The sequence below is a fragment of the Bradyrhizobium sp. USDA 4532 genome (assembly GCF_024171315.1).
GTDB classification, from domain to species: Bacteria; Pseudomonadota; Alphaproteobacteria; order Rhizobiales; family Xanthobacteraceae; genus Bradyrhizobium; species Bradyrhizobium australafricanum.
In genome coordinates this window covers 2,831,424-2,856,695 of record NZ_JALJZN010000001.1, presented here as the reverse complement: position 1 = coordinate 2,856,695, position 25,272 = coordinate 2,831,424, and the positions used below count along the sequence as shown (strand labels likewise).

Here is a 25,272-nt window from a genome sequence, read left to right as displayed (position 1 = left end):
ACAATCCGACTAACATCGGCATTAACATGTGCGGCTTCCACTATGCAATCCCGGCACCGATGTGACGGCGACGAGACAGGGACATGGCAGGCAGAGTGAGGGATTGGGGCCAAAGGGCATTGATTGCGCTGGTTTTGAGCGCGGTGCTGCCGCTGGCCTACAAATGGCCGCTGCAGTGGAATGGTTCGACGTCAAGCGATGCGCTGAATGCGAGCCGCGTGAACGCGGTGATCCCGCCGACGCTTTTCGGCATGGCCATCAATGCGATCGGACAGTCGCAGCCAAAGTCGCAGCCCTGGCCGGAGCTCAAATTCGACGGCGTTCGGCTATGGGGCGCGATCTACTGGGCACAGATTAATCCGGCGCCCGGCATCTACAATTGGGCGCGCTTCGATGCCATCCTGGCGGCGGCCGAGCGAGAACACGTCGAGATCGTTCTCAATCTCGCCTATACGCCGCGCTGGGCCGCGTCGGTGAAGGATGCGCCGCCGGCGTTCACGCCCGGCGCCAGCTCACCGCCGGCCGATCTCGCGTCATGGGACGACTGGGTGCGCGCGGCCGTGGCGCGCGCCGCCGGCCGCATCAAATACTGGGAAATCTGGAACGAGCCCGAGGATCCCAAATATTACTCGGGCGATATCGCGACCATGGTCCAGCTGCAGAAGCGGGCCTACGAGATCATTAAAGCCAGCGATCCCACCTTGACCGTGCTGACACCGCCGTCCAACGGCACGCCGGACGGATATCGCTGGCAACAGGCCTTCATGGCGCAAGGCGGCGGACAATATGCCGATGTGTTCGCCTTCCACGGCTACACGAGCGAACCCGAAGCGGTGATTGGAATCATTGCGCGCTTCAAGAAAATCCTCGCCGCACACGACCTGTCCGCGAGGCCAATCTGGGACACCGAGGCCGGCTGGTCGTCCTATGAGGACAATCCGGACGGGTGTCTGGCGCGCGCCTACATCCTGAAATGGATCAGCGGCGTCGACCGGTTCTATTGGTACGAGTTTGCCGGAGGCGGCAGCGACTTTGGAAAATTATGGGACCCGGCGCGCGGGCTGCTTCCGAGCGGAATTGCCTACCGCACGATCCAGTCCTGGTTGGTCGGTGCAAGCGTCGTGGCGGCAGGCAGGACGTCGCCGTCGACCTGGCGCGTCGAGCTTCGCATGCCGGATGGCCGCAACGGCTTGATCCTCTGGACCACCAAAGGCCGGTCCGTTTATCGGGTCGACCCGCGCTTCAGCCTTTACCAGGGCCTCGACGGCGGCGAAGGGCCTGTCGCCAACGGCGAGGTCGAGATCTCGCCAAAACCGGTCCTGTTGCTGGAATGATAACAATGTTAAGTCTCCGGCAATGAGATAATTATGACGATGATCCTGGCTTCATTGCGGGCGGCAGGCGCGATACAAGGAGCGCTGTTAACTTGAGGCGATTGACCGACCGTGAAGCAGATCGCGCAGAACTATAAGAGCGGCGAGCTCAAGCTGATCGATGTGCCGGCGCCGCGCTGCCGCCCCGGCGGGGTTTTGGTGCGCACGGCGTTCTCGGCGGTGTCGACCGGCACCGAGATGATGAAGTTCACCGAAGGCCGCCTGTCGCTGCTCGGCAAGGCGCGCGCGCGACCTGACCAGGTTGCCAAGGTGGTGCGTTCGGTCCGTCAGCAGGGGTTGGCTGCGACCTATCAGAAGGTGATGAACCGCCTCGATTCCTACACGCCGCTCGGCTACTCGCTGTCGGGCACCGTCGTGGAGGTGGGCGAGGGCGTCGGCGGCTTCTCGGTCGGACAGCGTGTCTGCTGCGGCGGCAATCAATATGCAACCCACGCCGAATATAATTGGGTGCCGGTGAACCTCTGCGTGCCGCTGCCGGACAGCGCTGCGCTGGACCAGGCCGCATTCACCACGATCGCCTCGATCGCGCTGCAGGCGATGCGCCAGTCGGAGATCCGTTTCGGCGAGACCGCCTGCGTGATCGGCCTTGGCCTGATCGGGCAGATCATGGTGCGGCTGCTGCGCAGCGCCGGTGTCGTGGTCGTCGGGCTCGACAGGCTGGAGGCGCGATGCCGGCAGGCGGAGGCTGCTGGCGCCGCGGTCTGTGCCGTCGCATCGGATGATGCCGCGGCCGAATTCCGCGCACGGATCGACCAGCTGACCGCAGGCAACGGCGTCGATTGCGTGTTCATCACCGCAGGCAGCGACGATCCCGATCTCGCGTCGCGTTCGGCGGCGCTGCTGCGCGACCGCGGCCGCATTGTCGATATCGGCAAATGCACGCTGAACCTGCCGTGGAGCGAATTCTACGACAAGGAGCTCGACGTGCGCTTCTCGCGCTCCTACGGCCCCGGCCGCTACGATCCGCTCTATGAGGAGGGCGGCATCGATTATCCGATCGGTCATGTGCGCTGGACCGAGAAGCGCAATATGGAGGCGATCGTCGCGCTGCTCGCCGACGGGCGGCTCGATTTTTCCTCGCTGATTTCCGAAACGGTGCCGCTGGAGCAGGCGACGTCGGCGTTCGAGCGCATGAGCCGTGGCGAGGTCGGTCTCGGCATGGTGTTCGCCTATCCGGACGCCGCTCCCCGCGCGATGCAGATGACCTATCGTCCGGCGGTTGCCCTGCGCAGCGGCCGGGTGCGGCTCGGCGTCATCGGCGCCGGCAATTATGCCTCCAGCATGCTGTTGCCGCAGCTTGCGAGCAACCAGCGCGTCGATCTCGTCGAGGTCGCCACCAATACCGGCCTGAGCGGCGCCACGGCAGTCCGCAAGTTCGGCTTCGCGCGTGCCTCGACGGATGCGGCCTCGGTGCTCGGCGCCGACGACATCGATGCCGTGCTGATCGCAACGCGCCATGCCTCCCATGCCGACCTCGCGACGCAGGCGCTGCGCGCCGGCAAGGCGGTGTTTGTCGAGAAGCCCTTGGCGATCGATACAAGCTCGCTCGATCGATTGGAGCAGGTGATCCGGGAAACCGGCAACAGCCGGCTGATGGTCGGCTTCAACCGCCGCTTTTCGCCGCTGCTGCAGGGCATGCGCGCGGCATTCGCGCCGGCAGGACCGCAGACCCTGCAATATCGCGTCATCGCCGGGCCGCTGGAGAAATCGTCCTGGTATCTGCAGGCCGAGAGCGAAGGCAGCCGCTTCGTCGGCGAGGGCGGCCATTTCATCGACGTGTTGTGCTGGTGGCTCGGCGCCGAGCCGGTGCGTGTCTCCGCGAGCACGGCGGGGAAGGACGTCGACAATCTCGTCGCCACCTTCGATTTTGCCGACGGTTCGGTCGCGAGTCTCAGCTATCTCACCGGCGGCGATCCGCGGGTGCCGAAGGAAGCGCTCGAGATATCGGCAAGCACGGGTTTTGCCGCCTTCGACAATTTCTCGGGCTTCGAGGTCTGGCACGCCGGACAGCGCACGGCGAAGACAGCGCGGCTCGACAAGGGCCAGCGGCCGATGCTGGATGCCTTCATCGCAGCGGTCGCATCGGGAGCCGCGATGCCGATCGCGCTCGACTCGCTGCTGGCGACCACGCGCGCAACGCTTGCCGTGCAGGAAAGCGCGGCCGCCGGGATGCCGATCGATCTGACGGCCGGCGCGGCAGAGCAGGGCGTCGCGCACGCCTCGACGGCGTGAGATGAATCCGGCCTGGTATCTGCGCAGGCTGCAGCGCATGGAGCCGTCCGAGCTTGCGGGGCGGGTGAACGACCAGGTGCTGCATTTGCTCTGGCGGATCACTCCGCCGGATATCGCGCGGCGTGCCGGCGCCAGGCTCGCTGCCGGCCCGCGGCAGCCGCGCCTGAAGCCGCTGCCTTCGCGGGCGAGCGCCCCGCAACAGGCCGCCGAACGGCTGATCCAGATCGCCGATCGGATTCTCGCCGGGCACTGGCGGATTTTCGCCAGGGATCATGGGGCCCTCGGCGAATGGCCCGACTGGTTCGTCGATATCAGAAGCGGCAAGCGGGCGCCGGCCGGCGTGCACGCATTCGCGGTTCCCTATCGTGACGAAACCGCGGTCGGAAACATCAAATACATCTGGGAGCCGTCGCGTCACCACCATCTCACGGTGCTCGCGGCCGCGTATTACCTGACCTCCGACGAGCGCTACGCCGTGCGCGCGGCCGAGCATCTGGTGAGCTGGTGGCGCGAAAATCCGTTCCCGCGCGGCCCGCACTGGATCAGCGGCATCGAGCTTGGCGTGCGGCTGATCTCATGGGCCTGGGTACGTCAGCTGCTGCAGAACTGGCCCGGCGCTGCCGCGCTGTTCGAGGACAACGAACTGTTCCTGACGCAGCTCTATGCGCATCAATACTGGCTGTCGCAGTTCCCAAGCCGTGGCTCCTCGGCCAACAACCACCTCATCGCGGAGGCTGCCGGGCAGTTCGTGGCGGCTTGCGTGTTTCCGTTCTTCCAGGACAGTGCGCGATGGCGCGAGCAATCGGCCGCCACACTGGCGCACGAAGCCGTTGCGCAGACGCTTGCCTGCGGCAGCAACAGCGAGCTCGCGACCGATTATCATGGCTTTGTTCTCGAACTGCTGCTGGCGGCGGCAGTGCAGGGCGAGTCCTCCGGACATCCGCTTGGCGATGCGGTGTGGACCACGATGTGCCGCATGAGCGACGTCATTGCTGCGATGCTGGACGATCGCGGTCATCCGCCGCGGCAGGGCGATGGCGACGACGGCATCGGCCTGTTGCTCGACGATCACGCCGGCAATCGCTGGCTCGGCTTGCTCGCCAGCGGCGCGCGCCTGTTCGGCGCTCTGCCATGGTGGCCCACATCGCCGGAGCCCGATCTGCGCAGCTTTGTGCTCACCGACGGCATCGAGGCCCGAGCGATCGCCGGGCGGCCCAAGCGCCGCCCGCATCTGCTCGAGGGGGCGGGACAGACCTTTCTGATCGATTCCGACCGCGCGGTGTGGTGCCGCTGTGACCATGGCCCGCATGGCTTCGGCCGCATTGCCGCCCACGCCCATGCGGACGCGTTGTCGCTCGAATGCAGGATCGGCGGTGCGGAGATCTTCGCCGATCCCGGCACCTATTGCTACCATGGCGATCCGCGATGGCGGGCCTACTTCCGCTCCACGCTGGCGCACAACACGCTGTGCCTGTTCGCGCGCGACCAGTCGGGGTCGGGCGGGCCTTTTCTCTGGACAAGGCATGCGCAGAGCCGGCTTGTCGCCGCCAGCGGCCTGGACGATCGCGATGCGGATGCGAACTGGGTCGCGGAGCATTCGGGATATCGCGACGAAGCAGGTGTCGTGCATCGCCGCTCGGCGCAATTGCAGCGTCAGGCGGCGCGGCTCGTCGTCACCGATACCGTGCTTGCTGATGAAGCGCTTGCGGTGCCGGCGAGCCTCAGCTGGCATCTCGGTCCCGAGGTCGAATGCAGGCTCGAAGGGCACAGGGCGCAGCTCGCATGGCCCGGCGGGCGCGGCGAGCTCGATCTGCCGGCGGCCCTCAGCTGGGTGCCGTATCGGGGTGACGAGATCATGCCGGCCGGCTGGCATTCGCCGTCCTTCGATCTCAAGGTGCCGGCGACGACCTTGATCGGCTGCGGTACGCTCGCGGGCGGGCAAAACCTGGTGACCGAGCTGCGCTGGTTTTCAGACCCGGCCGGATCATGAAGATCCTGGTCGCTCACAACAGGTATCAGGGACGCGGCGGCGAGGATGTCGTGTTTGAAGCGGAAGTCGACCTGCTGCGCGCCGCAGGACACAGCGTTGAAACGCTCACGGTCAGCAACGCGGCGATCAATTCGCTCCCCGCGCGCATCACGACCACGCTGTCGATCGCCGATAATGCGGAGGGAAAGCGGGTCGTGGCGGAAGCGATCGACCGCTTTCGCCCCGACGTTGTGCACGTCCACAATTTCTTCCCGCTGCTGTCGCCCGCCGTGTTCGATCTCTGCCGGCAAAAGTGCGTGCCCGCGGTGGCGACCCTGCACAATTATCGCAGCATCTGCACCGGCGGCATGCTGCTGCGCGACGGCCGCATCTGCCACAAGTGCCTCGATCGCGGACACCTCTGGGGCGTCGTGCACCGCTGCTACCGCGGATCGCTTCCGGGCTCGATCGCCTCGGCCTACATGATCGCGCAGCACCAGCGCCGCGGCACCTGGACGCGTCCCGGCCTGCGCCTGATCGCGCTGACGCAGTTCGCCAAAACCCTGTTCACGCAGGCCGGCTTCGACGCCGATCGGATCGACGTGAAACCGAATTTCATGGTCGATCCGGGGGCGCCCGATGCAGCCACGCCGCGCAGCGGGCTACTCTATGTTGGACGGCTGAGCCGCGAGAAGGGCGTCGGCGTGCTGCTCGAGGCCGTTGCGGGGACCGGCGTGCCCTTGCGCGTCGTGGGCGAGGGGCCGGAGCGTGCTGCGTTGGAGGCTCGGGCTTCCGATCATGTCACCTTCCTGGGCGGGCTCTCGCGCGATGAGGTGCTGCGGGAAATGGCGAATGCCCGGGCATTGGTGGTGCCGTCGCTATGGTACGAAGGATTTCCGATTGTCGTGGTCGAGGCCTTCGCGTGCGGCACGCCGGTCATCGCCTCCGAGATCGGCGGACTTGCCGAGGTGGTGAGCGCCGGCAAGACCGGCGCGCTGGTGCCGCCGGGCGACGCGGCCACGCTCCGAAATCGGATCAGTGAGGTTCTCGGCGCCGCCGAACTGACCGCCGCATGGGGACGGGCCGCACGAGCGGCCTATCTCGAGCGCTACGCGCCGGACGAGAACCGCCGGCTGCTCGAGGCCATCTACGCGCGGGCCGCCGGGGGATGATCGCCGCAGGTCGGCGCTCTGCCCGCGATCGGGCATCGCCGGTTCCATGCCGGCGTTGCTAACATATTGCGGCAAATCTGGTGTTAATTTGTTACAGCAGGGTGTCTGAGCGGCATCGCGCCAGGTTTTTGATCTTGCGGTCGAACGGCGCTGATTCTGCGGGTGATTCCGTGGATCTCGCTTGATCGAGCCCGCAAACTGCTGCCAAGGGGCGCTATAACACTGGCCGGTGGGGCGCCGGCTGCGAAGTTTGACGCTTTTTTGCAAAACGTCTCATGCGATGCAGAAATATTTTTTTCAGGTCAGAAAATCGCGTCGAAGCGCTCACGGCATCAGCGAAATTCTGCGCTCCCGCGGTATCCGGGGGGGCGTGAAACCCCGTATAATCGCTACCCTTTTTTGCGTCGCGGCTAACATTGGCGATGGGCGCGCGTTGAATGTTATGGTGCATTCGAAGTAGTGCTAAGTCCCGCATAAATCTCAGGGAACCAGGTGTTAACAGCGCATTGCTGATTGACACTCCGGGCTAACGGTCTTAACAATGGACTTAACAAGTTCGTAACCTGGGTCCACATTTGAGTTGCGTCGCAACAAACCAGTTGTGAATCAACAGCTTATGTGTGGGCGAGCGGCTTGAATCCTCGTATCCCAAGCAGGGGCTACATCGATGGCGACTTACAATCTAGACCAGACGGACCTCAAACACGCGATCAACGGAACGATCGATCACTCGACCCAGCAACAGATTCTTGACTATCTGATCAACGCGGGGATCGGATACACCAGCCCGGATAACGGCGCGACGATTCCGGTGCAGGAAGGGGCTGGGATCACCAACCCGGATCCGAACGCCAATGTTCTGATCGAAACCAACCCGATTAACACCGTTAACACCGACGCCAACCTGAAGGCGATCATCGAGGACACCAACAAGGACGTCACGCTGACGGTGAACGGCAGCACCCCGGTGCTGGTCGCGACCGGCCACGGCAACGATCAGGTGTTCATCAACAATACCGGCGACACGACGGTTCTCACCGGCTCCGGCAACGACACGATCTTCGGCGGTGCCGGTCACGACTCGATCGATGCCGGCTCCGGCAACGACGTGCTGGTCGACAACGTCTCCGGTCACAGCACGCTGGATGGCGGCAAGGGCAACGATCTGCTGTTCGGCTCCGGTGCCGACACCCTGAACGGTGGCTCCGGCAACGACACGCTCTACGGCGGCAGCTCGTCGCAGTTGAGTGGCGGTGACGGCAAGGACGTGCTGGTGTCCGGCAGCACCGCCGGCAATTCCAGCACGCTGGATGGCGGCAAGGGCAACGATGCGCTGTACGGTGGTGCGGGCAACGACAGCCTGGATGGCGGCGCCGGCAACGACTCGCTGTATGGCGGCTCCGGGGTCGACACGCTGCATGGCGGCAACGGCAATGACCTCCTTGTCGGCGGTGCTCAGACTGCTGCTGAGTTCGGCGGCAACGGCAAGGACGTGCTCTACTCGGGCAGCGATGCGTCGCACGCGACCTCGCTCGATGGCGGTGCCGGCAACGACTCGCTCTATGGCGGTGCCGGCAACGACACGCTGCATGGCGGTTCCGGCAACGATACGCTGGTCGCCGGCTCCGGCACGCAGACGCTGATCGGCGGCGACGGCAAGGACTCGTTCGTCGGCTCCGACACCGGTACGGCTTCGATGGTCGGCGGCTCCGGTCAGGACTACTTCTACCTGAACAACGCCACCAGCAGCGACACCATCGATGGCGGTGGCGGCAACAAGGACTCCCTGACCTTCCTGGATCACGCTTCGACCGACGTGAGCAACATCAGCTCTGGATCGAACGGTTCTATGGACATCACCTTCAGCAATGGTCAGGTGACCCAGATCAGCAACATCGAATACCTGATCTTCAACGATGGTAACTCGACCAAGCTGTAAGATCCTAGGTCTGCACTAAGCGAAAGCGCCGCCCCAACCGAGGTTGAGGCGGCGCTTTTTTTTCTTTGATCGCCGGCATGGCCGTCAGGAATGGGTAATTGAAATTGAACAATCGAATACGCTGCCGTTGATGATCATGACGCACCTGCGATGAGTTCGACGGCTCGCCTCAAGGGGAAGCGCATGCGCGCATTCCGATTGGAACTTTGTCGGCCGATTCGCGTCGGATGCATCGAATCAATCACAAGTTCCGCCCGGGGCATTTCCGCCAATGGATGTTATAAGTTAGTTCGTCACATTCGGACCACGTAGCTTTTGTAAAGCCTTGCCGCTCGCTTGACACAACGGAGCTGCGCCCGATGGCTATCTGCGGCCCTGGCACCTTTGTTCAAGACGAACGATCGCTGCAGAACCCAGCCGCTTAACGAACTCGCGGAGCTCTCGAATTGGCCAAGAAAAAAATGCTGAATGCCGGCGCTGGATCGACGGTTACCAAGCGCATCCAGCCGCTCCTGACATCGCATGAATGGGACGAGATTCGATTGGACGTCGACGGCGGCGTGAGCCCCGACGTCGTCGGGTCGATTACCGATCTTGCCCGGTTGTTCCCGGCGGCCTCGTTCGACGCGATCTGGTGTTCTCATGTTATGGAGCATCTCTACGCCCATGAGGTTCACCCCACATTCGTCCAGTTCCGCCAAGTCCTCAAGCCGGACGGATTCGCGTTGATCATGTCTCCCGACCTCGAGGCGGTCGCGCAGCACATGTTGACGCGCGGCCTCGGCGCGATCGCTTACGTCTCGCCGGCCGGTCCGATCCGGCCATTGGACATGATCTACGGGCATTCCGGCGCGATCGAACAGGGGCGCTATCACATGGCGCACAAGACCGGCTTTTCGACCGAGCGGATGGGAAACCTGCTGCTCAGCGCCGGCTTTCCGACGGTTTCCGTTCGGAGCGGGAATTTTGAGATCTGTGCATTGGCACTCATGCCGGAGGCCAGGGATGAGCGGATCAGGCCGCAGCTGGAGGCCTGCGGATTCGACTTCCAGGAGACGGTGACCGCCGACTCGTGATTTGTCGATGTTAAACAATGTTATAAGGTTCCCTGGTTAAATCGCGCGAGAACGTGCTCGAAAGTGGCTTCGCGGCCTGCCGTGAAACATATCTTTTTCGGGTGACGCGCTGAAAATGCTGCGTTAGCGAACTAACAGTGATACGTTATATCTCGCTGGGACCGGACCTTGCGCAGTCGAAACTTCGAGGCATCCATGACCAAACACCTCTCGCTCGTCGGCGCACCTTCGGTGGAGGCGCTGCCACCTTCGGGCCTCGCTTGTCTCGTCATCGTGGCAAGGCAGCATGGCTTGCATCTGACCCCGTCCCAGCTGATCCACGACAACCTCCTGGGCGATCAGGAAGTCACGCTGGCCGAGCTTTTGAAGTGTGCGAATTCCTCGGGCATGACGGCAAAGGCCGTCACGCTGGACTGGAAGGGTCTGAGCCATCTCAAGAGGGCGCTGCCGGCCATCGTTCGGCTGCGCGACGGCAGCCACATGGTGCTGCTGCGCCTCGAAGGCGACGAGAACAGCTCCCGGGTGGTCCTGCAGGATCCGAACGCGAGCGAGGACGCGCTGCTCGTCATCGATCAGCCGCGCTTTGAGGACATCTGGTCGGGCGACGTCGTCATGGCCAAGCGCGACTATGAGATTTCCGACGAGACGCAGCCGTTCAGCTTCGGCTTTGTCACCGCATTGTTGTTCCGCGAACGGCGCATCCTGCGCGACGTCGCGATTGCGGCGCTGATCCTGGGCTTCATGGGCCTGGCACCGATCATGTTCTGGCGGCTGCTCTCGGACAAGGTTATCTTCTACAAGGCCTACAACACGTTCTATGTGCTGTGTACTGCGATGCTCGTGGTCATCGTGTTCGAGGCGGCATTCTCGTTCCTGCGGCAGTATCTGGTTCAGCGTTTGACGGCACGCCTCGACGTCAAACTGTCGACCTACGTGTTCGAGAAGGTGCTCAATCTGCCGATCGACTACTTCGAGCAGAATCCCGTCGGCCTGATTTCCCGGGATATCCGCGAAGTATTTCGAATTCGCGGCTTTCTGACCGGGCAGTTGTTCGGGACCATTCTCGATTCGACGACGCTGTTCTTCTTCCTGCCCGTCATGTTCTTCTTCAGCCCGCTCATGACGCTGATGGTTCTTGCCTTTGCTGCGATGATCGTGACCTGGCTGATCGTGATGCTGCCCGCCTATCGGAAGAAGTCCTCGGCAACCCTGGCGGCCGAAGGGGCACAGGGAGCGTTTCTGATCCAGAGCCTGAACGGCATGCGGACCATCAAATCGCTGGCGCTCGATGCGCGCCAGCGCCACATGTGGGACGTGCTGGTGGCGCGCGTCGCCAAGGCGCGGCTTGCGGAAGGCATGACCGGAACCGCCATCCAGACGCTGGTGAAGCCGTTGGAGCGGCTGGCGGTGAGTGCTCCCTATGCGTTCGGCGTCTACATGGCCGTGTCGAGTGGCGATCCGGTCTATGTTGGCGCGCTGTTTGCCTTTCTGATGCTGTCGCAGCGCGTTGCCGGCCCGCTGATGCAGATGGCCCAGCTCATCAACCAATATGACGAGGCGCGCACCGCGGTCACGATCGTCGGCAGGCTGGTGAATCAGCCGGCCGAGGAGGGACGCTCCGGCCATGGTGTGAGGGTCCCGCTGAAGGGGCTGGTCGAATTCTCCGGCGTCACGTTCAAGTACAAGGGCGCGGTGTCGCCGGCGCTCAACAATATTTCCTTCGAGATTCCGCTCGGTACGACGCTGGGCGTGATGGGCAAGAGCGGCTCGGGCAAGACCACGATCACGCGGCTATTGCAACGCCTGCACTCCGACTATGGCGGACTGATCAAGGTCGACGGTATCGATGTCCGCGAATACGACGTCGACCATCTCCGGCGCAACGTCGGCGTCGTGCTGCAGGAGAACTTCCTGTTCAGCGGCACGATCCGCGAGAATATTGCGGCCGCAAAGCCCGATGCGACCTTCGATGACATCGTCAGGGCGGCGCGATTGGCCGGTGCCGAGGAATTCATCGACAAGCTGCCGCGAGGCTATGAGACCTATATCTACGAGGGATCCACGAATCTTTCCGGCGGCCAGCGCCAGCGCCTCGCGATCGCGCGAGCGCTGATCGTCAATCCGCCGATTCTGATCCTGGACGAAGCGACCAGCGCGCTCGATGCGGAGAGCGAGACGATCGTGAACGCGAATATTTCGCGGATTGCCCATGGCCGCACGCTGATCATCATCTCGCACCGTCTGTCGTCGCTGACGAAGGCCGACGCGATCCTCGTTCTCAACCGCGGCGTCGTCGACGATATCGGTCGTCATGAGGAACTTCTTGAACGGAACGACATCTACAGCTCGCTCTGGTACCAGCAGAACACTCACCTTGCGCCGGCGGGCCGCAATGAAAAGAATTTCAGGAGTCCGACCCTTGTCTCCTAATCAAGCTTCGCTCGCGACCGTTCGCCAGTTCCAGTCCGAGACCGATGCGATCCGCGAGGCCGCCGAGCCGTTGCTGGCCCGCGCAACGCTGTTCGTCCTGGTGGGGTTCCTCGCCGCCGTCGTGGCGATCATGTGCTTCACGCGCGTCGATCGCGTGATCACGAGCGTGGGCGGCAAGATCGTTCCCGTCGATCAGATCAACGTCCTGCAGGCTTTGGACGCGTCCATCATCAAGACGATCGATGTTCGGGAAGGTCAGCAGGTTGAGACGGGACAATTGCTCGCGACTCTGGACTCGACGTTCACGGCTGCCGATGTCACGCAGTACAAGCTGCAGGTTGCGAGCCTTGAGGCGCAGGTCGCCCGGGACGAGGCCGAATTGTCCGGAAAGCCGTTGTCGTACGGCCAATCCAACGATCCTGATGTCACCAGATACAACTCCTTGCAAAAGGCGCTCTACGACCAGCGCGTCGCGCAGTACCACGCACAGGTGAACAGCTACGATTCCAAGATCAGCCAAACCGAAGCGACGATCCAGAAGTCGAAGAAGGACGACGAGCGGTACAGTCAGCGTGCCGAGATCGCCGGCAAGATCGAGGACATGCGCTCGACGCTCGCCGAAAGCGGCAGCGGGTCCAAGCTGAACCTGTATCTGTCGCAGGACACGCGCCTGGAGCTGTTGCGTCAGATCGACAACACGCACAACACTTTGCTTGAAGCGCAGCACCAGCTGGATTCCTTGAAGGCGGATCGCAACGCCTTCACCGAGCAGTGGAACGCGCAGCTGAGCCAGGATCTGGTCACGACGCGCAACAACCTTGATACGGCCCGCTCACAGTATGACAAGGCGATCAAGCATCAGGACCTCGTGCGGTGGACGGCTGCCGAGCCATCGGTCGTCTTGACCCTCGCCAAGCTCTCGGTCGGGTCCGTGCTGAAGCCGGGTGATCCCTTCATCACGCTGATGCCGCTCAAGACGCGGCTCGAGGCGGAGATCCAGATCCTGTCGCGCGACGTCGGCTTCGTCCGGCCCAACGACCCCTGCACGATGAAGGTCGATGCGTTCAACGCGGCGGAGCACGGTACGGCCGAAGGCAAGATTCGCTGGATCAGCGAAGGCGCCTTCACGAACGACGATGATGGAAAGCCTGTCGACGCCTTCTATAAGGCGCGGTGTTCGGTCGACCAGACCAACTTCAAGGATGTTCCGAAGACCTTTCGCCTCATCCCCGGCATGACGCTGCAGGGTGATGTCAATGTCGGCACCCGCTCGGTGGCGATGTATCTGCTCGGCGGCATGCTGCGCAGCGCAAAAGAAGCAATGCGCGAGCCATGACGGTATCGACGCGTTCCCTTCTCGACTTGCTGCGCCCCGGCTCGTCCCGTTCAGACTCGAAGCCGTTTGAACGGGGGCTGGAGGCGTACGAGAACCAGCAATATCTCGAGGCGTTGCGGTTTTGGCGGCTCGCCTCGCAAGCCGGCGATCCGGAGGCGGATTACCGGATCGGGTTGCTCTATGCGCGGAACGAGGGCGTTATCGGCAGCCTTCCGGATGCGGTCGCGTGGTACGAACGCGCCGCCCTGAAGGGACATACCGAAGCCCAATTCCAGCTTGGCTTGATCTACTTCAACGGCGTCAACGCCACGGTTGGACCGAACAGGCCAGAGATGTGGCGGCAATCCACTGCGGCGCGTCTGGGCGACAAGGCAGTCAACCTCCACGATCTGGTTTTCCCGAACGGAATCGGCGTGCCCAGGGATATCGACGGCGCGTTCCTCTGGTTATCGGTGGCGGCGGAGGCCGGCAAAGCGGAGGCGCAAGCGATCCTTGGCGATATGTACGCCAACGGGCAAGGCTGCACGAAAGATCACGCTGCCGCCCTGCGCTGGTACGAGGCCGCGGCCGAGCAGAAGGCGGCGGCCGGTGAGTTCGCGCTTGGCGATGTGTATTATCAGGGGCGGGGCGTTCCCGTCGATTTCGCGCAGGCCGCGATCTGGTATCACAAGGCCGCGGAACAGGGACATGTGCGCGCACAGGTTGCGCTCGCTTTCATGTGCCTCAAGGGCACCGGGCTTCCCCAAAATGTCGAGGAAGCCGCGCGACTGTTCCAGAGCGCCGCTGTCCATGACGATACGATCGCGCTCTACAACATTGCACTGCTGCGGTTGAGCGGCAAAGGGGCTGTCAAGGATCTCGACAGGGCCGAGACCGCATTGCGCAAGGCGGCGCGGAAGGACTACCTGCCGGCGATCCAGGCGCTGGCTGAGTTCTATGCGCTCGGAACTGCCGCCGAGCCGGATCTGCGCGAGGCGGCATATTGGTACGAGAAGGCGGCCGAGCGCGGCGATACGCAGGCGCAGTTCCTGACCGGACGCTTCTATGCCACCGGCACCGGCGTTCCGCCCAGCATCCGCCAGGCTGCGAAATGGTTCGAGCGTGCGGCGGAGGGCGGCCATGCCACGGCGGCCCACAACATTGCGGTGTTCTATCTCAATGGCAGGGGCGTGGCGCGCGACGTCGCCACTGCGATCAAGTGGTTCGAGCGCGCGTCCGAGGGAGGCATTAGCGCCGCAGGCGTACAGCTCGGCCGGCTCTACTCGGCGGGCAACGGCGTGCCGCGCGATCAAGTGCGCGCGGCGGAGTGGCTCAGCAAGGCGGCCGACGGCGGCGATGCCGATGCGAAGACGGCCTATGCGATGTTTCTTATCCAGGATGAACCGTCCGCGGAGCGTCTTGCGCAGGCACGTGCGCTGCTGACCGACGCTGCCGAGGCCGGCCATCCGGCCGCGGCATTTCAGCTGGGCGGGCTTCACATGGGAAGATCCGGCGGCGCCGTCGACCTTCCGGCCGCAGCCCAATGGTTCAAACGTGCGGCAAGCGCCGGTCACGTCGAAGCCCAGCACACATTGGCGCTACTGTATTCCGATCCCAAGAGCGGCCTCAAGGATCCGCAGGCCGCCGCCGGCTGGATCGTCAAGGCCGCGGACGGCGGCAACGCTGCGGCGCAGTTCAAGCTTGCGGTGATGTATTGCACCGGACAAGGCGTCGAGCAGGACCTCGCCAACGGCGTCACGTGGTACGAGGCGGCGGCGCGCCAGGGGCATACGACGGCGCAATACAACCTTGCCGTGATGCTGGGCCGGGGACAGGGCCGCGATGCCGATCCGGCGAAGGCGGCCGAATGGTTCGAGGCCGCTGCGAAGCAGGGCATGATCGAAGCCCAACTCGCAATTGGCGATGCGCTGCGCGCCGGCAACGGCGTCGCACAGGATCGCGATCAGGCGCTGTACTGGTATCGACAAGCGGCGCAGCAGAACAACGAAGGCGCGCGACGTCGTCTGCAGGCAATGGGCGAGAGCGTTGGCTGAGATTGTTGGAGGCGGCATCGCGTCGCGCGCAGGCAACGGCAGAGATGATGGACAGCTTTGTTTTTGAGCGCGAAGGCACGGAAGCGGGCAAGTCCGCGTGACAATCTAGGCAGAACTAACAATGGTTTTCACATCGACGACAGAGAGATTGCGCTAATGTTGCGTTCGCGGAAGAAATGTTCATTGTACCTCTGGTTGTGTGGAGATGATCGATAAGGATCAAGAGGTCACGATCCGGGCATGTCAGGCAGCGTGATCTCGGGATCGAACTTCCGCGCGACCGGGAAAGAGAAACTGGACCCGGCGCTGAGCGTTGGCAGGAGATTGAGTGGCAATGAACAAGATGGTCGAACGGAGCGTCAGGGATACAAAGGATATGTTGCCCGTTGCCAGTCCGGTTCAGCAGGACGACCATCCGCAGAGCCTGTTCCTGGATCCCGACGTAGGCGATCTCCAGTCAGGATCGCGTCTGCGCGGCGCGATACTGGAGTATTCGGGGCGTGGGATTTCGGGTTGGATTGTCGATGCCCAGTCGCCCGCTTCAACCGTTTCGATCGCGCTTTTTGTCGGTTCCCACTGTGTCGAGGAGGGACGGACAGGCCGATCTATGCCGGCCCGCGTAGGTCCGCGGAGCGTGATCGGACGTCCCGGATTTCGTATCGATCTATCCGCGCCGGGAGTGCGCCGTCGCTTGGCGCGCGCCCTGAGAAACGCGCTTGTGGAGCCTAAGCGTGCGCAGATCTATTTGCGTATCAGCCTGAATGATGGCGAGTACTACGAAATACCCCTGTTCGAGAACTATACGCCAGGCGAATTGATCGTCGCGCTGGGGTTCTCGACCGCGGACTACGACGACCTGTTGTTTCCGAGCAACAACAGGATCGTTGCTGGACTGGCGGACGCGCCTCCCAAGGAGGTGCGCTACATTTGCTTCTACCTCCCGCAATTCCATTCATTTGATGAAAATGACAGGTGGTGGGGGCCAGGGTTTACCGAGTGGACCAACGTCGCGCGCATGCGTGCCCAGTTTCCGGCACACGAGTCCCCATGGTTGCCGGCCGATCTTGGATTCTATGACGTCCGGCTGCCGGAAACGCGTCGTCAGCAGGGCGAGCTTGCGCGCCAGTACGGCATCGATGGATTTTGCTACTACGTCTATTGGTTCCAGGGCCGAAGGTTATTGGAAAAGCCGCTTCAGCTGCTGCTCGAGGACGGCGAGCCGAACCTGCCTTTCTGCATTTGCTGGGCAAACGAGAATTGGTCTCGTCGGTGGGACGGCTCGGACGCTGAGCTTCTGTTGGGACAAAACCACTCCCTGGACGACGATGTCCGCTTTATCGACGACATGGCCGACCTGCTGCTCGATGAGCGCTACATAACTGTCGACGGTCGAAAGGTCGTCGTCATCTACAGGCCGTCATTGTTGCCGGACAAGCAGCGCTTGTTCGAGATTTGGCGCGAGCGAGCCAGAGAACTCGGAATCGGCGAGCTTCTCATTTGCAATGCGATGACGTTCGGAGAGTTCGATCCGCGCGACGTCAATTGCGACGCGGCAATCGAGTTTCCTCCGCACACGGTCTCGACAAGGGAGGTGCCGCCGACCGAAGTCGATGCACCGCCGGCCTTCGCTGGAAAGGTGTACGACTATGTCGACGCCATGCGATCGTCGATCGGCAAGATCTACGACTTCCCGTTCTTTCCTGCGGTGATGCCGCGTTGGGACAATACGCCTCGCAAGGGGCCGCGCGGTCACGTCTTTACCAGGTCCAGTCCGGAAGCGTTTGAGGTTTGGCTTCGCGATGCAACCCTGCGTGCCAAGGGCAACAGCTTTTCCGAATCATTGGTGTTTATCAATTCCTGGAACGAGTGGGCGGAAGGTGCGCATCTCGAGCCGGATTCGCGCCATGGACGGGCGTTTCTCGAGGTCGTGCGAAGGGTCGCTTCGGCTGAGCCCATTTCGGCCCAGATTCGAAATAGCCCGGATTTGCTGGATTGCCTGAGCAGGCAGGAGCTTGAGTGGGCGGTAAAAGAAGCCTCGACGCATGTCGAAGTGCTCGCAAGCCTGCACCGGTCGGGCCTCACCCATTCGGGGGTGCAGCGCGTAAGAAGCGGCACGCCAGTGGAGGCAGAAGGCGCGTCCGGTAATCCGGCAGGTTCGTTGCTGGTGATCGAGAACATCAATTCTCAAACCGGCGAACGGGTGATTGTCGATCCGCGCTATGAGATATTGGTGCGGGGATGGATTTGCGCGGGCAACGCCTTTGAGGCCAGCCGACAGAGAACGGGATTCCTGGTCCTGTCGGGGCTTACTCCGGATGGCGCAGCAAACGGCGGCTATTGCCTGATCGTAGATTGGCACGAGCGCGTGGACGTGAAGGAGTATATGAAGGCCGAGAGCAAGGACTGCTATTTCGGTTTCCAGCTGTCCTTCTCGATTCGAGATTTGCCGGATGGTGAATATCAACTCGCGGTTCTGGAGGTCGGCGACGGGACTAGTGCACTCGTGCGGTCTCGCCACTCGATCATCGTGAGACGTTGAGGTCGCCACCAATGCTCGCAAGTGTTGTCATCGCGTGCTACAAGCATGAGCAGTATCTTGAGGAATGCCTTGAGACCGTCTATCAACAGACGTTTGCCGACATCGAGCTCGTCATCGTAGACGACAATTCGCCGGACAAGAGTTTTGAAGTGGCGCAGAGGGTCCTCAAGAAGAGGTCGTTCGGAAAGCGCTTTGTTTCCTGCAAGCTGCTCAAGAACCCTCAAAATCTTGGCGCCCACTACACCTGGAACAGGGCATTATCGCTGACGAACGGCGACATGATTTTCCTTTTGAATTCGGACGATGCCTTTTCCAAGGAACGGGTTCGGCTGTTCGCGGATAAGCATGCCAATGATCGGCTGTTCTTCGGCTTCTCGGCGGTTGAGCCAATCGACGAACATGGAAAGTCGATCAGCAACTTCCAGTTTCCAACGCGCCTGCGCTATGCGATCGATCGGGCCCAGATCGCAGGTGCGCCGTTGTCATGGACATTTCTGGATTCTCAGATCGCGGCATCGACCGGAAACTTTGTCTTCAGCCGTGAACTGCTGCGGCAGGTGGGTTGGCTTGCCGATCTCAAATACTGCCATGACTGGGACTTTGCGTTGCGCGCGGTAACCAAGGTCGAGCCGACCTATCTCGAGACCGACCGCTATCTGTACCGACTTCATTCAACCAACAGTTTCCGAAGTCTGAGCAAGGTGGCAGAGAGCGAGACAAAGGCTTGCATGATGTCGTATTGCCTGAATGCAATCGCGTCACGGCCTCAGAACAAGACCTGCCTCAGTCCGTCGAATTTCGGCGATTCATTCTATGACTTCGTGAAGCTGCACCCGAACTTCAACTATTGGGTGAAGCAGATCTACGCGCCCTATCATGTAGAACACCGGACGGTGGAGTCGAACGATCGGACCCGGCCGGTTCGCTGGCGCTGATCGAGCAATGCAAGGCCAGCCTTGTCCGTTCCGACGCAATCGGAACGGGGCCTTGATTGGGATGGAGACCGAGCGATTGCTTCATCGCTTCGTCGGCTGGGAGCCTGGCGTCCGATCGAATTGCGCCGACGAGAGGTCTGGAGCGTGCCGCAGCCGCAGCAGGGTGCCGGAACTCAAAAAGCTGAACGCGCCGGGCGGGAGGCTTGCGGATAACGATGTCAAAAGCATCGTTCTTGTAAGCCCGAACGACTGGCGGACTGCTTCATTCCCGTCGTCCATCGGCGATCTCCGATCGTTCCGGTCCCGTGACACGGTTTTCGTGCAAATGACGTCGAGCCCCTTGCTCTATTGTATTGATTTTCCTCGAAATAACCTTACAAGAGTTAATTGTGAGCACTGCGTGTTATAGCCTTATTCTTGTAGGATATGTGCGCTAATAGGGAATTCGTGGTGCGAACCAATGTTAATAGCTTGTTGATCTCGTGGAGCGGCTCAGGTTGGACATGGAAATTCCAGCATTGTCTAGTTTCAGCTCAGGCGTGAATCTCGATACGCTTCCAGCAAGTGAGATCGAGACAAGGCTTAGAGATTTCTTTTCCGGGCGGATCGCAAATCCGAAGCCCGACGAGCTGATCCAATCGGTCAAGCAGTTGGAGCAGCAATTCGGTGATTACAAGGAATTCCAGTTTGCAAAGGCGGCGGCGCTTGTGCAGGCATGCGATTTCGCCGGAGCGCGTGGAATCCTTCTCGACCTCGTCAAGCAGATGCCGTCCGACTCGCGGGTGTTGCATCGCCTGGCAATCGCGGCCCTCAATATGGGGTCCGCCCATGAAGCGCAGGATGTCTATCTTGCCGCGCTCATTGCGGCCCCGAAAAGTGAAAATCTGCGGCGAGAGTTTGCCGGCCTCCTGCGCGTGATGGAGGCCAAGAAGCTCTACGCCGGGGTCGATCGGAAGAAGCACGGCTTGGCGGTGGTGTGCGCCATCAAGAACGAAGGCGACGATCTGCTGGAATGGCTACACTTCCACAAACTGGTCGGCGTTGATCACTTCTACCTCTACGACAACGGCAGCACTGATGATACTCGTGCCGTGATCGAGTCCTTCCCGTGGCCGGAAATGATCACCTATCATTTCGTGGAAGGGGAATTCGGCCAGATGCGCGCGTTCTCGCATGCGATCGACAGCTACCGCAATTGTGCCGAATGGTGCGCCTTCATCGATGCCGATGAGTATCTGTTTCCGACGCAGGCCGGCAACATCAAGGACGTCTTGACCGAGCTCGGGCCGGCGCCGGCGGTGGCGGTGCATTGGTTGAACTTCGGGTCGAACGGTCACGACGCGAGGCCGGCCGGTCTGTGCATCGAATCTTTCACGCGTCGTGCTCCGGACGATTTCCCGGATCATTTCATCATGAAGTCAATCGTGCGGCCTGACACCATCGTGTCCTATCTGCATCCCCATCAATCGCTTGTCTTGGGTTGCTACGTTCACGAGGACGGCGCGCCTGTCTTCCCGATCGGCGGGCGCTGCACTGCTCCGAAGCGGAACAAGCTCGTGATCAATCACTACTACACGAAGTCGCGGCAGCAATTGCTGAAGAAGCGTGAGCGGGGCAGGCCGCTCGGCGATGGAGATCCTGAAAAGATCCGCGCAATGGAATTCTTCACGTTGCGCGATCGCAACGATGTCGAAGACGCCACGATCCAGAGGTTTCTTCCGGAGCTGAAGAAACTGGTTCAGGGCTGAATTCAAGGGAACAGCGATGTCCTCGCTGGAGGAGGGCGCGCCAGGCGGCGCGCCCGATCGTGTGCTTGAAGTGATTCTTGATCGCCGCGATCGGCTACTCTGGCCGCAGCGATCGGCTACAGCGGTTCCAGCCGGTATTTCGCAAGCAACTGCTGTGCGGCGACGAGATCAATCTCTGCCGGCCTTTGGAAGATCGACATGTTGTTGGCGCGCGCGATTTCGCGAGCGACCGTCCGCACCGAATGGTAGTGGGGACGATTCTCGAAGTCGTGAATTGCGATGAAGGCTCCCGGTGCGGCGTGAAGCACGCACTGTACGAAGCAAGCCACGCGAAACCGGCCGTCAACGAAATACAGGTCGGCGGTCTTGCTTTCCGGACGCTCCCAGACACGTTCGTGATACTCGGGCCACGAGCGCTCCTTGTCCTTTTCCACGGGATAACCCCACTCGCGCAGCTTGCCGATATCGACGTGCAGCAGCAAAGGCTTGGTGCTCGCGTCGCCCGTGGCGTCGGCAACGTTGGCGAGCCATTCCGCGGAGGAATCGATGGAAATGACCCACTCCTTCTTGGTTTGACAGGCCAGCCAAGTGCTTCCTCCCGAGCCAAATTCCAGATACCGCGTCGAGAGGTCCACGAAACTTTTGAACAGTGTCAGTTCCTGACCGTCCATTGCGATGTTCATGACGGGATTCCGTGGTTTCTCGAGTTGTTGTCTGGCGGGTGGCTGCCAATCCACCGTCGGAAGGCGGTCGCGGCTCGTCAAGCAGCGATGATATCTGGTTGAGTCGTCATCGCGCTTCTCGACGTCCTGTTGGCGGCCATCCACGCCGGTGATTGGAAAGACCGGCGACTACTGGTTCAGGCCGACGCGCTCCACCTTGTAGCCGCCCTCCAGGATGGCGCGCCACCAAGGTTGCTCGTCGACATACCAGCGCACGGTCTTGGCGATGCCGGTCTCGAAATTCTCCTCGGCGCGCCAGCCGAGCTCGGTTTCGAGCTTGGTGGCGTCGATGGCATAGCGGCGGTCGTGGCCGGGCCGGTCGGCGACGAAATTGATCAGCTGGCGGCGCGGGCCTGCCGCGGCCGGCACGACCTCGTCGAGCAGGTCGCAGATGCTCTCGACCACGTGCAGGTTGGTGCGCTCGTTGCGGCCGCCGACATTGTAGGTCTCGCCGACCTCGCCGCGCTCCAGCACCAGCGTCAGCGCCTTGGCGTGATCCTCGACGAACAGCCAGTCGCGGATGTTCTTGCCGTCGCCATAGACCGGCAGCGGCTCGCCGGCGAGCCCCTTGATGATCATGTGCGGGATCAGCTTTTCGGGGAAGTGATAGGGGCCGTAATTGTTGGAGCAGTTGGTCACCAGGGTCGGCAGCTCGTAGGTCTCGCGCCAGGCCCGCACCAGGTGATCGGACGATGCCTTGCTGGCCGAATAGGGCGAGTTCGGCGCATATGCCGTGGTCTCGGTGAACAGCCCTTCGTCGCCGAGCGAACCGAACACCTCGTCGGTCGAGATATGCAGGAAGCGAAACCGGTCGCGCTTCTCGGGCGAGAGCGAACGCCAGTGGCGCAGCGTCTCCTGCAGGATCGTGAAGGTGCCGACGATGTTGGTCTGGATGAATTCGCCGGGGCCGTCGATCGAGCGGTCGACATGGCTTTCCGCGGCAAGGTTCATCACCGCATCGGGCTGATATTTCTCGAACAGCCGGCGCAGGTTCTGCGCCTCGCAGATGCAGGCCTTCTCGAAGGTGTAGTTCAGGCTTTCGGCGGCACGGGGCAGCGAGGCCAGGTTTGCCGCATAGGTCAGCTTGTCGATGTTGACGACGCGGGCGTGGGTGTCGCGCAGCAGGTGGCGGACCACGGCGGAGCCGATGAAGCCGGCGCCGCCGGTGACGAAGATCGTCGATCCCTTAAACCGCATGTTTGAATACCTCCGCCGCGCGCGGCTCGCCGTGGAATGAGCGGTAGACCGACAGCAGGTACTCGCCGTAGCTGCTCTTGGCGGTCTTCTGTGCGACCCTCGCGAACGCCTCGAGCGAGATGTAGCCCTGGCGCAGCGCGATCTCCTCGGGGCAGGCGATGCGCAGGCCCTGGCGCTGCTCCAGGATCTGGACGAAATGGCTGGCCTCGACCAGCGAGGAATGGGTGCCGGTGTCGAGCCAGGCAAAGCCGCGGCCGAGCACCTCGACATAGAGGTCGCCGCGTTCGAGATAGGCCTTGTTGACGTCGGTGATCTCGATCTCGCCGCGCGGGGATGGCCTGATACCGGCCGCTATGTCGACCACATCATTGTCGTAGAAGTAGAGGCCGGTGACCGCGACGTTGGATTTCGGCCGCTTCGGCTTCTCCTCGATCGAGAGCGCCCGGCCGGTGCCGTCCAGCTCGATCACGCCGTACTGTTCAGGCGCGTTCACGACATAGCCGAACACGGTGGCGCCTTTCTTGCGGATCGAGGCGGACGACAGCATGCTCGGCAGGCCGTGGCCATAGAAAATGTTATCCCCTAACACAAGGGCAACGGAGTCATCACCGATGAAGTCGCGTCCGACGATGAAGGCGTCGGCAAGACCCCGCGGGGTCTCCTGCGTGGCATAGGCGAACCGGACACCCATCTCGCTGCCATCGCCAAGCAAGCGCTGGAAGAGCGGCTTGTCCTGCGGCGTGGAAATGATCAGGATATCGCGGATTCCGCCCAGCATCAGCGTCGACAGCGGATAGTAGATCATCGGCTTGTCGAACACGGGCAGCAGTTGCTTGGAGACGACTGTCGTCACCGGATAGAGGCGCGAGCCGGTGCCACCGGCAAGGATAATGCCTTTCATGGTCCCTCACAATTTGACTATCAGAACATAACATATAGCGTGCGCTGCACAAGTTTGTTATGAGAAGGAAATTAACATTTCAAGCGCGTCAAACTGGAACAAATGTTAGATGAACGTCATCAAGACCGAGCTTCCTGAAGTCCTGATCGTCGAGCCGAAGCTGTTCGGCGACCAGCGCGGCTTCTTCCTCGAGACCTACCAGTCTCCGCGTTATGTCGAGCACGGCATCACGCGTCCGTTCGTGCAGGACAACATGTCCCGCTCGGCCTATGGCGTGCTGCGCGGGCTGCATCTGCAAAACCCGGTCACCCAGGGCAAACTCGTCTCCGTGCTGCGCGGCAAGGTGCTGGACGTTGCCGTCGACGTGCGCGTCGGCAGTCCGAATTTCGGCAAGCATGTCGCGGTCGAATTGAGCGAGGAGAACCGCCGGCAATTATGGGTGCCGCGCGGCTTCGCCCACGGCTTCGTGGTGCTCTCGGAGACCGCCGACTTCTTCTACAAGTGCGACGATTTCTACAGCCCCAAGGACGAGCTCTCGATCCGGTGGAATGATCCCGCGATCGGGATCAAGTGGGGCGTCGACAAGCCACAGCTGTCGGCCAAGGATGCGGACGCGCCGCTCCTCGCCGACGCCAGCAACCTTCCGACCTATGGACAAATCTGATGCGGATCTTGTTGACGGGAACACGCGGCCAGGTTGGCAGTGCGCTCAAGCCTCTGCTGGAAAGCCACGGCACGATCATCGCGCCGCCCACCGCGGAGTTCGATCTGTCGAAGCCGGAGATGCTGACGAGCCAGCTTGAGAGTCTGAAGCCCGATCTCATCATCAATCCGGCGGCCTATACCGCCGTCGATCGCGCCGAGGACGAGCGTGAGCTGGCGTTCCTGGTCAACGCGAAGGGACCTGAAGCGATCGCCAAATGGGCTGCAGCGAACGGCGTGCCGCTGGTGCATTTCTCCACGGACTACGTCTTCAATGGTTCGGGCGACAGGCCGTGGCGCGAGGACAGCCCGACCGAACCGCTGTCGGTCTACGGCGCCAGCAAGCTTGCCGGCGATGTCGCGATCCAGGCGGCGGGCGGGGCGCATCTGATCGCGCGCACCTCATGGGTTTATGCCGCAAAGGGTACGAATTTCCTGCGCACCATCGCGCGGCTCGCCGGCGAGCGTAAGGAGCTGCGGATCGTGGCCGATCAGATCGGTGCGCCGACCACGGCATCAGCGATCGCCGGTGCGGTCGCCGGCATCGTCCTGCCGAACCTCACCACGTTGCACGATCAGCTCGCGCGCCGGGGCGGTGTCGTCAATCTCGTCTGCGCCGGCGAAACCAGCTGGCACGGCTTCGCAACCGCCATTGTCGGCGGGCTGAGGTCCCGCGGGGTCACGCTGGCGGTCGAGAACATCGCTCCGATCGCAGCGGCCGAATTCCCGACCAAGGCGATGCGTCCGGGCAATTCGCGGCTGGATCTGTCGCGGCTGAAGGCGCAGTTCGGCGTGGCGATGCCGACCTGGCAGGAAGCGCTGGCGCGCGAACTGGATGCGTTTGTCCAGCTCGGCGCGCCCGCCCACGCTTAGGGCCGCTTCGGAAGCGGATGCCGGTGCGCGTGAAGAAAACGCGTCAGACAAGAAAAGAGCCTTGGTTCTGATTT

17 protein-coding genes are annotated in these 25,272 nt (G+C 62.1%); 14 read left to right on the top strand and 3 right to left on the bottom strand.

Annotation, left to right across the window (positions count from 1 at the left end; all coding sequences use genetic code 11):
• Positions 1-83 precede the first annotated feature (83 nt).
• From J2R76_RS13700 to J2R76_RS13645, 12 genes are all read left to right on the top strand, one after another.
• Positions 84-1,334 (top strand): glycosyl hydrolase, encoded by a 1,251-nt coding sequence (locus tag J2R76_RS13700; RefSeq protein WP_244558969.1) that lies wholly within the window; start codon positions 84-86, stop codon positions 1,332-1,334.
• Between the two features lie 111 nt (positions 1,335-1,445).
• Positions 1,446-3,626 carry a bi-domain-containing oxidoreductase gene (locus tag J2R76_RS13695; RefSeq protein WP_076833246.1) on the top strand — a complete coding sequence of 727 codons (2,181 nt, stop codon included), beginning with the start codon at positions 1,446-1,448 and terminating at the stop codon, positions 3,624-3,626.
• Position 3,627: 1 nt separating this feature from the next.
• Positions 3,628-5,616, top strand: coding sequence for an alginate lyase family protein (locus J2R76_RS13690; protein WP_076833248.1), 1,989 nt, complete (start codon positions 3,628-3,630; stop codon positions 5,614-5,616).
• Positions 5,613-6,767 (top strand): glycosyltransferase, encoded by a 1,155-nt coding sequence (locus J2R76_RS13685; protein ID WP_076833251.1) that lies wholly within the window; start codon positions 5,613-5,615, stop codon positions 6,765-6,767. The genes J2R76_RS13690 and J2R76_RS13685 overlap by 4 nt, the downstream gene beginning before the upstream one ends.
• 667 nt (positions 6,768-7,434) lie before the next feature.
• Positions 7,435-8,706 (top strand): calcium-binding protein, encoded by a 1,272-nt coding sequence (locus J2R76_RS13680; RefSeq protein WP_076833253.1) that lies wholly within the window; start codon positions 7,435-7,437, stop codon positions 8,704-8,706.
• 461 nt (positions 8,707-9,167) lie between these two features.
• Entirely contained in the window at positions 9,168-9,782 is a 615-nt protein-coding gene (locus J2R76_RS13675) for a methyltransferase domain-containing protein (protein WP_057020229.1), read from the top strand.
• Between the two features lie 195 nt (positions 9,783-9,977).
• Positions 9,978-12,212 (top strand): peptidase domain-containing ABC transporter, encoded by a 2,235-nt coding sequence (locus J2R76_RS13670; RefSeq protein ID WP_057020230.1) that lies wholly within the window; start codon positions 9,978-9,980, stop codon positions 12,210-12,212.
• Positions 12,202-13,548, top strand: coding sequence for an HlyD family type I secretion periplasmic adaptor subunit (locus J2R76_RS13665; protein ID WP_076833256.1), 1,347 nt, complete (start codon positions 12,202-12,204; stop codon positions 13,546-13,548). The genes J2R76_RS13670 and J2R76_RS13665 overlap by 11 nt, the downstream gene beginning before the upstream one ends.
• Positions 13,545-15,581, top strand: coding sequence for a tetratricopeptide repeat protein (locus J2R76_RS13660; protein WP_076833258.1), 2,037 nt, complete (start codon positions 13,545-13,547; stop codon positions 15,579-15,581). Before J2R76_RS13665 ends, J2R76_RS13660 begins: the two co-directional genes overlap by 4 nt.
• A gap of 334 nt (positions 15,582-15,915) precedes the next feature.
• Complete coding sequence (locus tag J2R76_RS13655) at positions 15,916-18,120, top strand: glycoside hydrolase family 99-like domain-containing protein (protein ID WP_076833261.1); 2,205 nt, start codon at positions 15,916-15,918, stop codon at positions 18,118-18,120.
• Positions 18,121-18,131: 11 nt separating this feature from the next.
• On the top strand, positions 18,132-19,055 hold the full coding sequence (locus J2R76_RS13650) for a glycosyltransferase family 2 protein (protein WP_076833264.1): 924 nt from the start codon (positions 18,132-18,134) through the stop codon (positions 19,053-19,055).
• Between the two features lie 503 nt (positions 19,056-19,558).
• Positions 19,559-20,803 (top strand): glycosyltransferase family 92 protein, encoded by a 1,245-nt coding sequence (locus J2R76_RS13645; RefSeq protein ID WP_057020235.1) that lies wholly within the window; start codon positions 19,559-19,561, stop codon positions 20,801-20,803.
• Between the two features lie 116 nt (positions 20,804-20,919).
• Here J2R76_RS13645 and J2R76_RS13640 read toward each other — a convergent pair whose 3' ends face one another.
• From J2R76_RS13640 to rfbA, 3 genes are all read right to left on the bottom strand, one after another.
• Entirely contained in the window at positions 20,920-21,486 is a 567-nt protein-coding gene (locus tag J2R76_RS13640) for a hypothetical protein (protein ID WP_225161215.1), read from the bottom strand.
• A gap of 168 nt (positions 21,487-21,654) precedes the next feature.
• The gene (gene rfbB / locus J2R76_RS13635; protein ID WP_057020236.1) at positions 21,655-22,722 is read right to left on the bottom strand and encodes a dTDP-glucose 4,6-dehydratase; all 1,068 of its coding nucleotides are present in this window, start codon (positions 22,720-22,722) and stop codon (positions 21,655-21,657) included.
• Complete coding sequence (gene rfbA / locus J2R76_RS13630) at positions 22,712-23,623, bottom strand: glucose-1-phosphate thymidylyltransferase RfbA (protein ID WP_018270712.1); 912 nt, start codon at positions 23,621-23,623, stop codon at positions 22,712-22,714. Before rfbA ends, rfbB begins: the two co-directional genes overlap by 11 nt.
• Positions 23,624-23,732: 109 nt before the next feature.
• Here rfbA and rfbC point away from each other — a divergent pair, with 109 nt between their 5' ends.
• Together rfbC and rfbD are read left to right on the top strand one after the other, a co-directional pair.
• The gene (gene rfbC / locus J2R76_RS13625; protein ID WP_028331576.1) at positions 23,733-24,287 is read left to right on the top strand and encodes a dTDP-4-dehydrorhamnose 3,5-epimerase; all 555 of its coding nucleotides are present in this window, start codon (positions 23,733-23,735) and stop codon (positions 24,285-24,287) included.
• Positions 24,287-25,198: a dTDP-4-dehydrorhamnose reductase gene (gene rfbD, locus J2R76_RS13620; RefSeq protein WP_076833270.1), complete on the top strand. Its 912-nt coding sequence runs from the start codon at positions 24,287-24,289 to the stop codon at positions 25,196-25,198. Before rfbC ends, rfbD begins: the two co-directional genes overlap by 1 nt.
• The last annotated feature ends 74 nt before the right edge of the window (positions 25,199-25,272 follow it).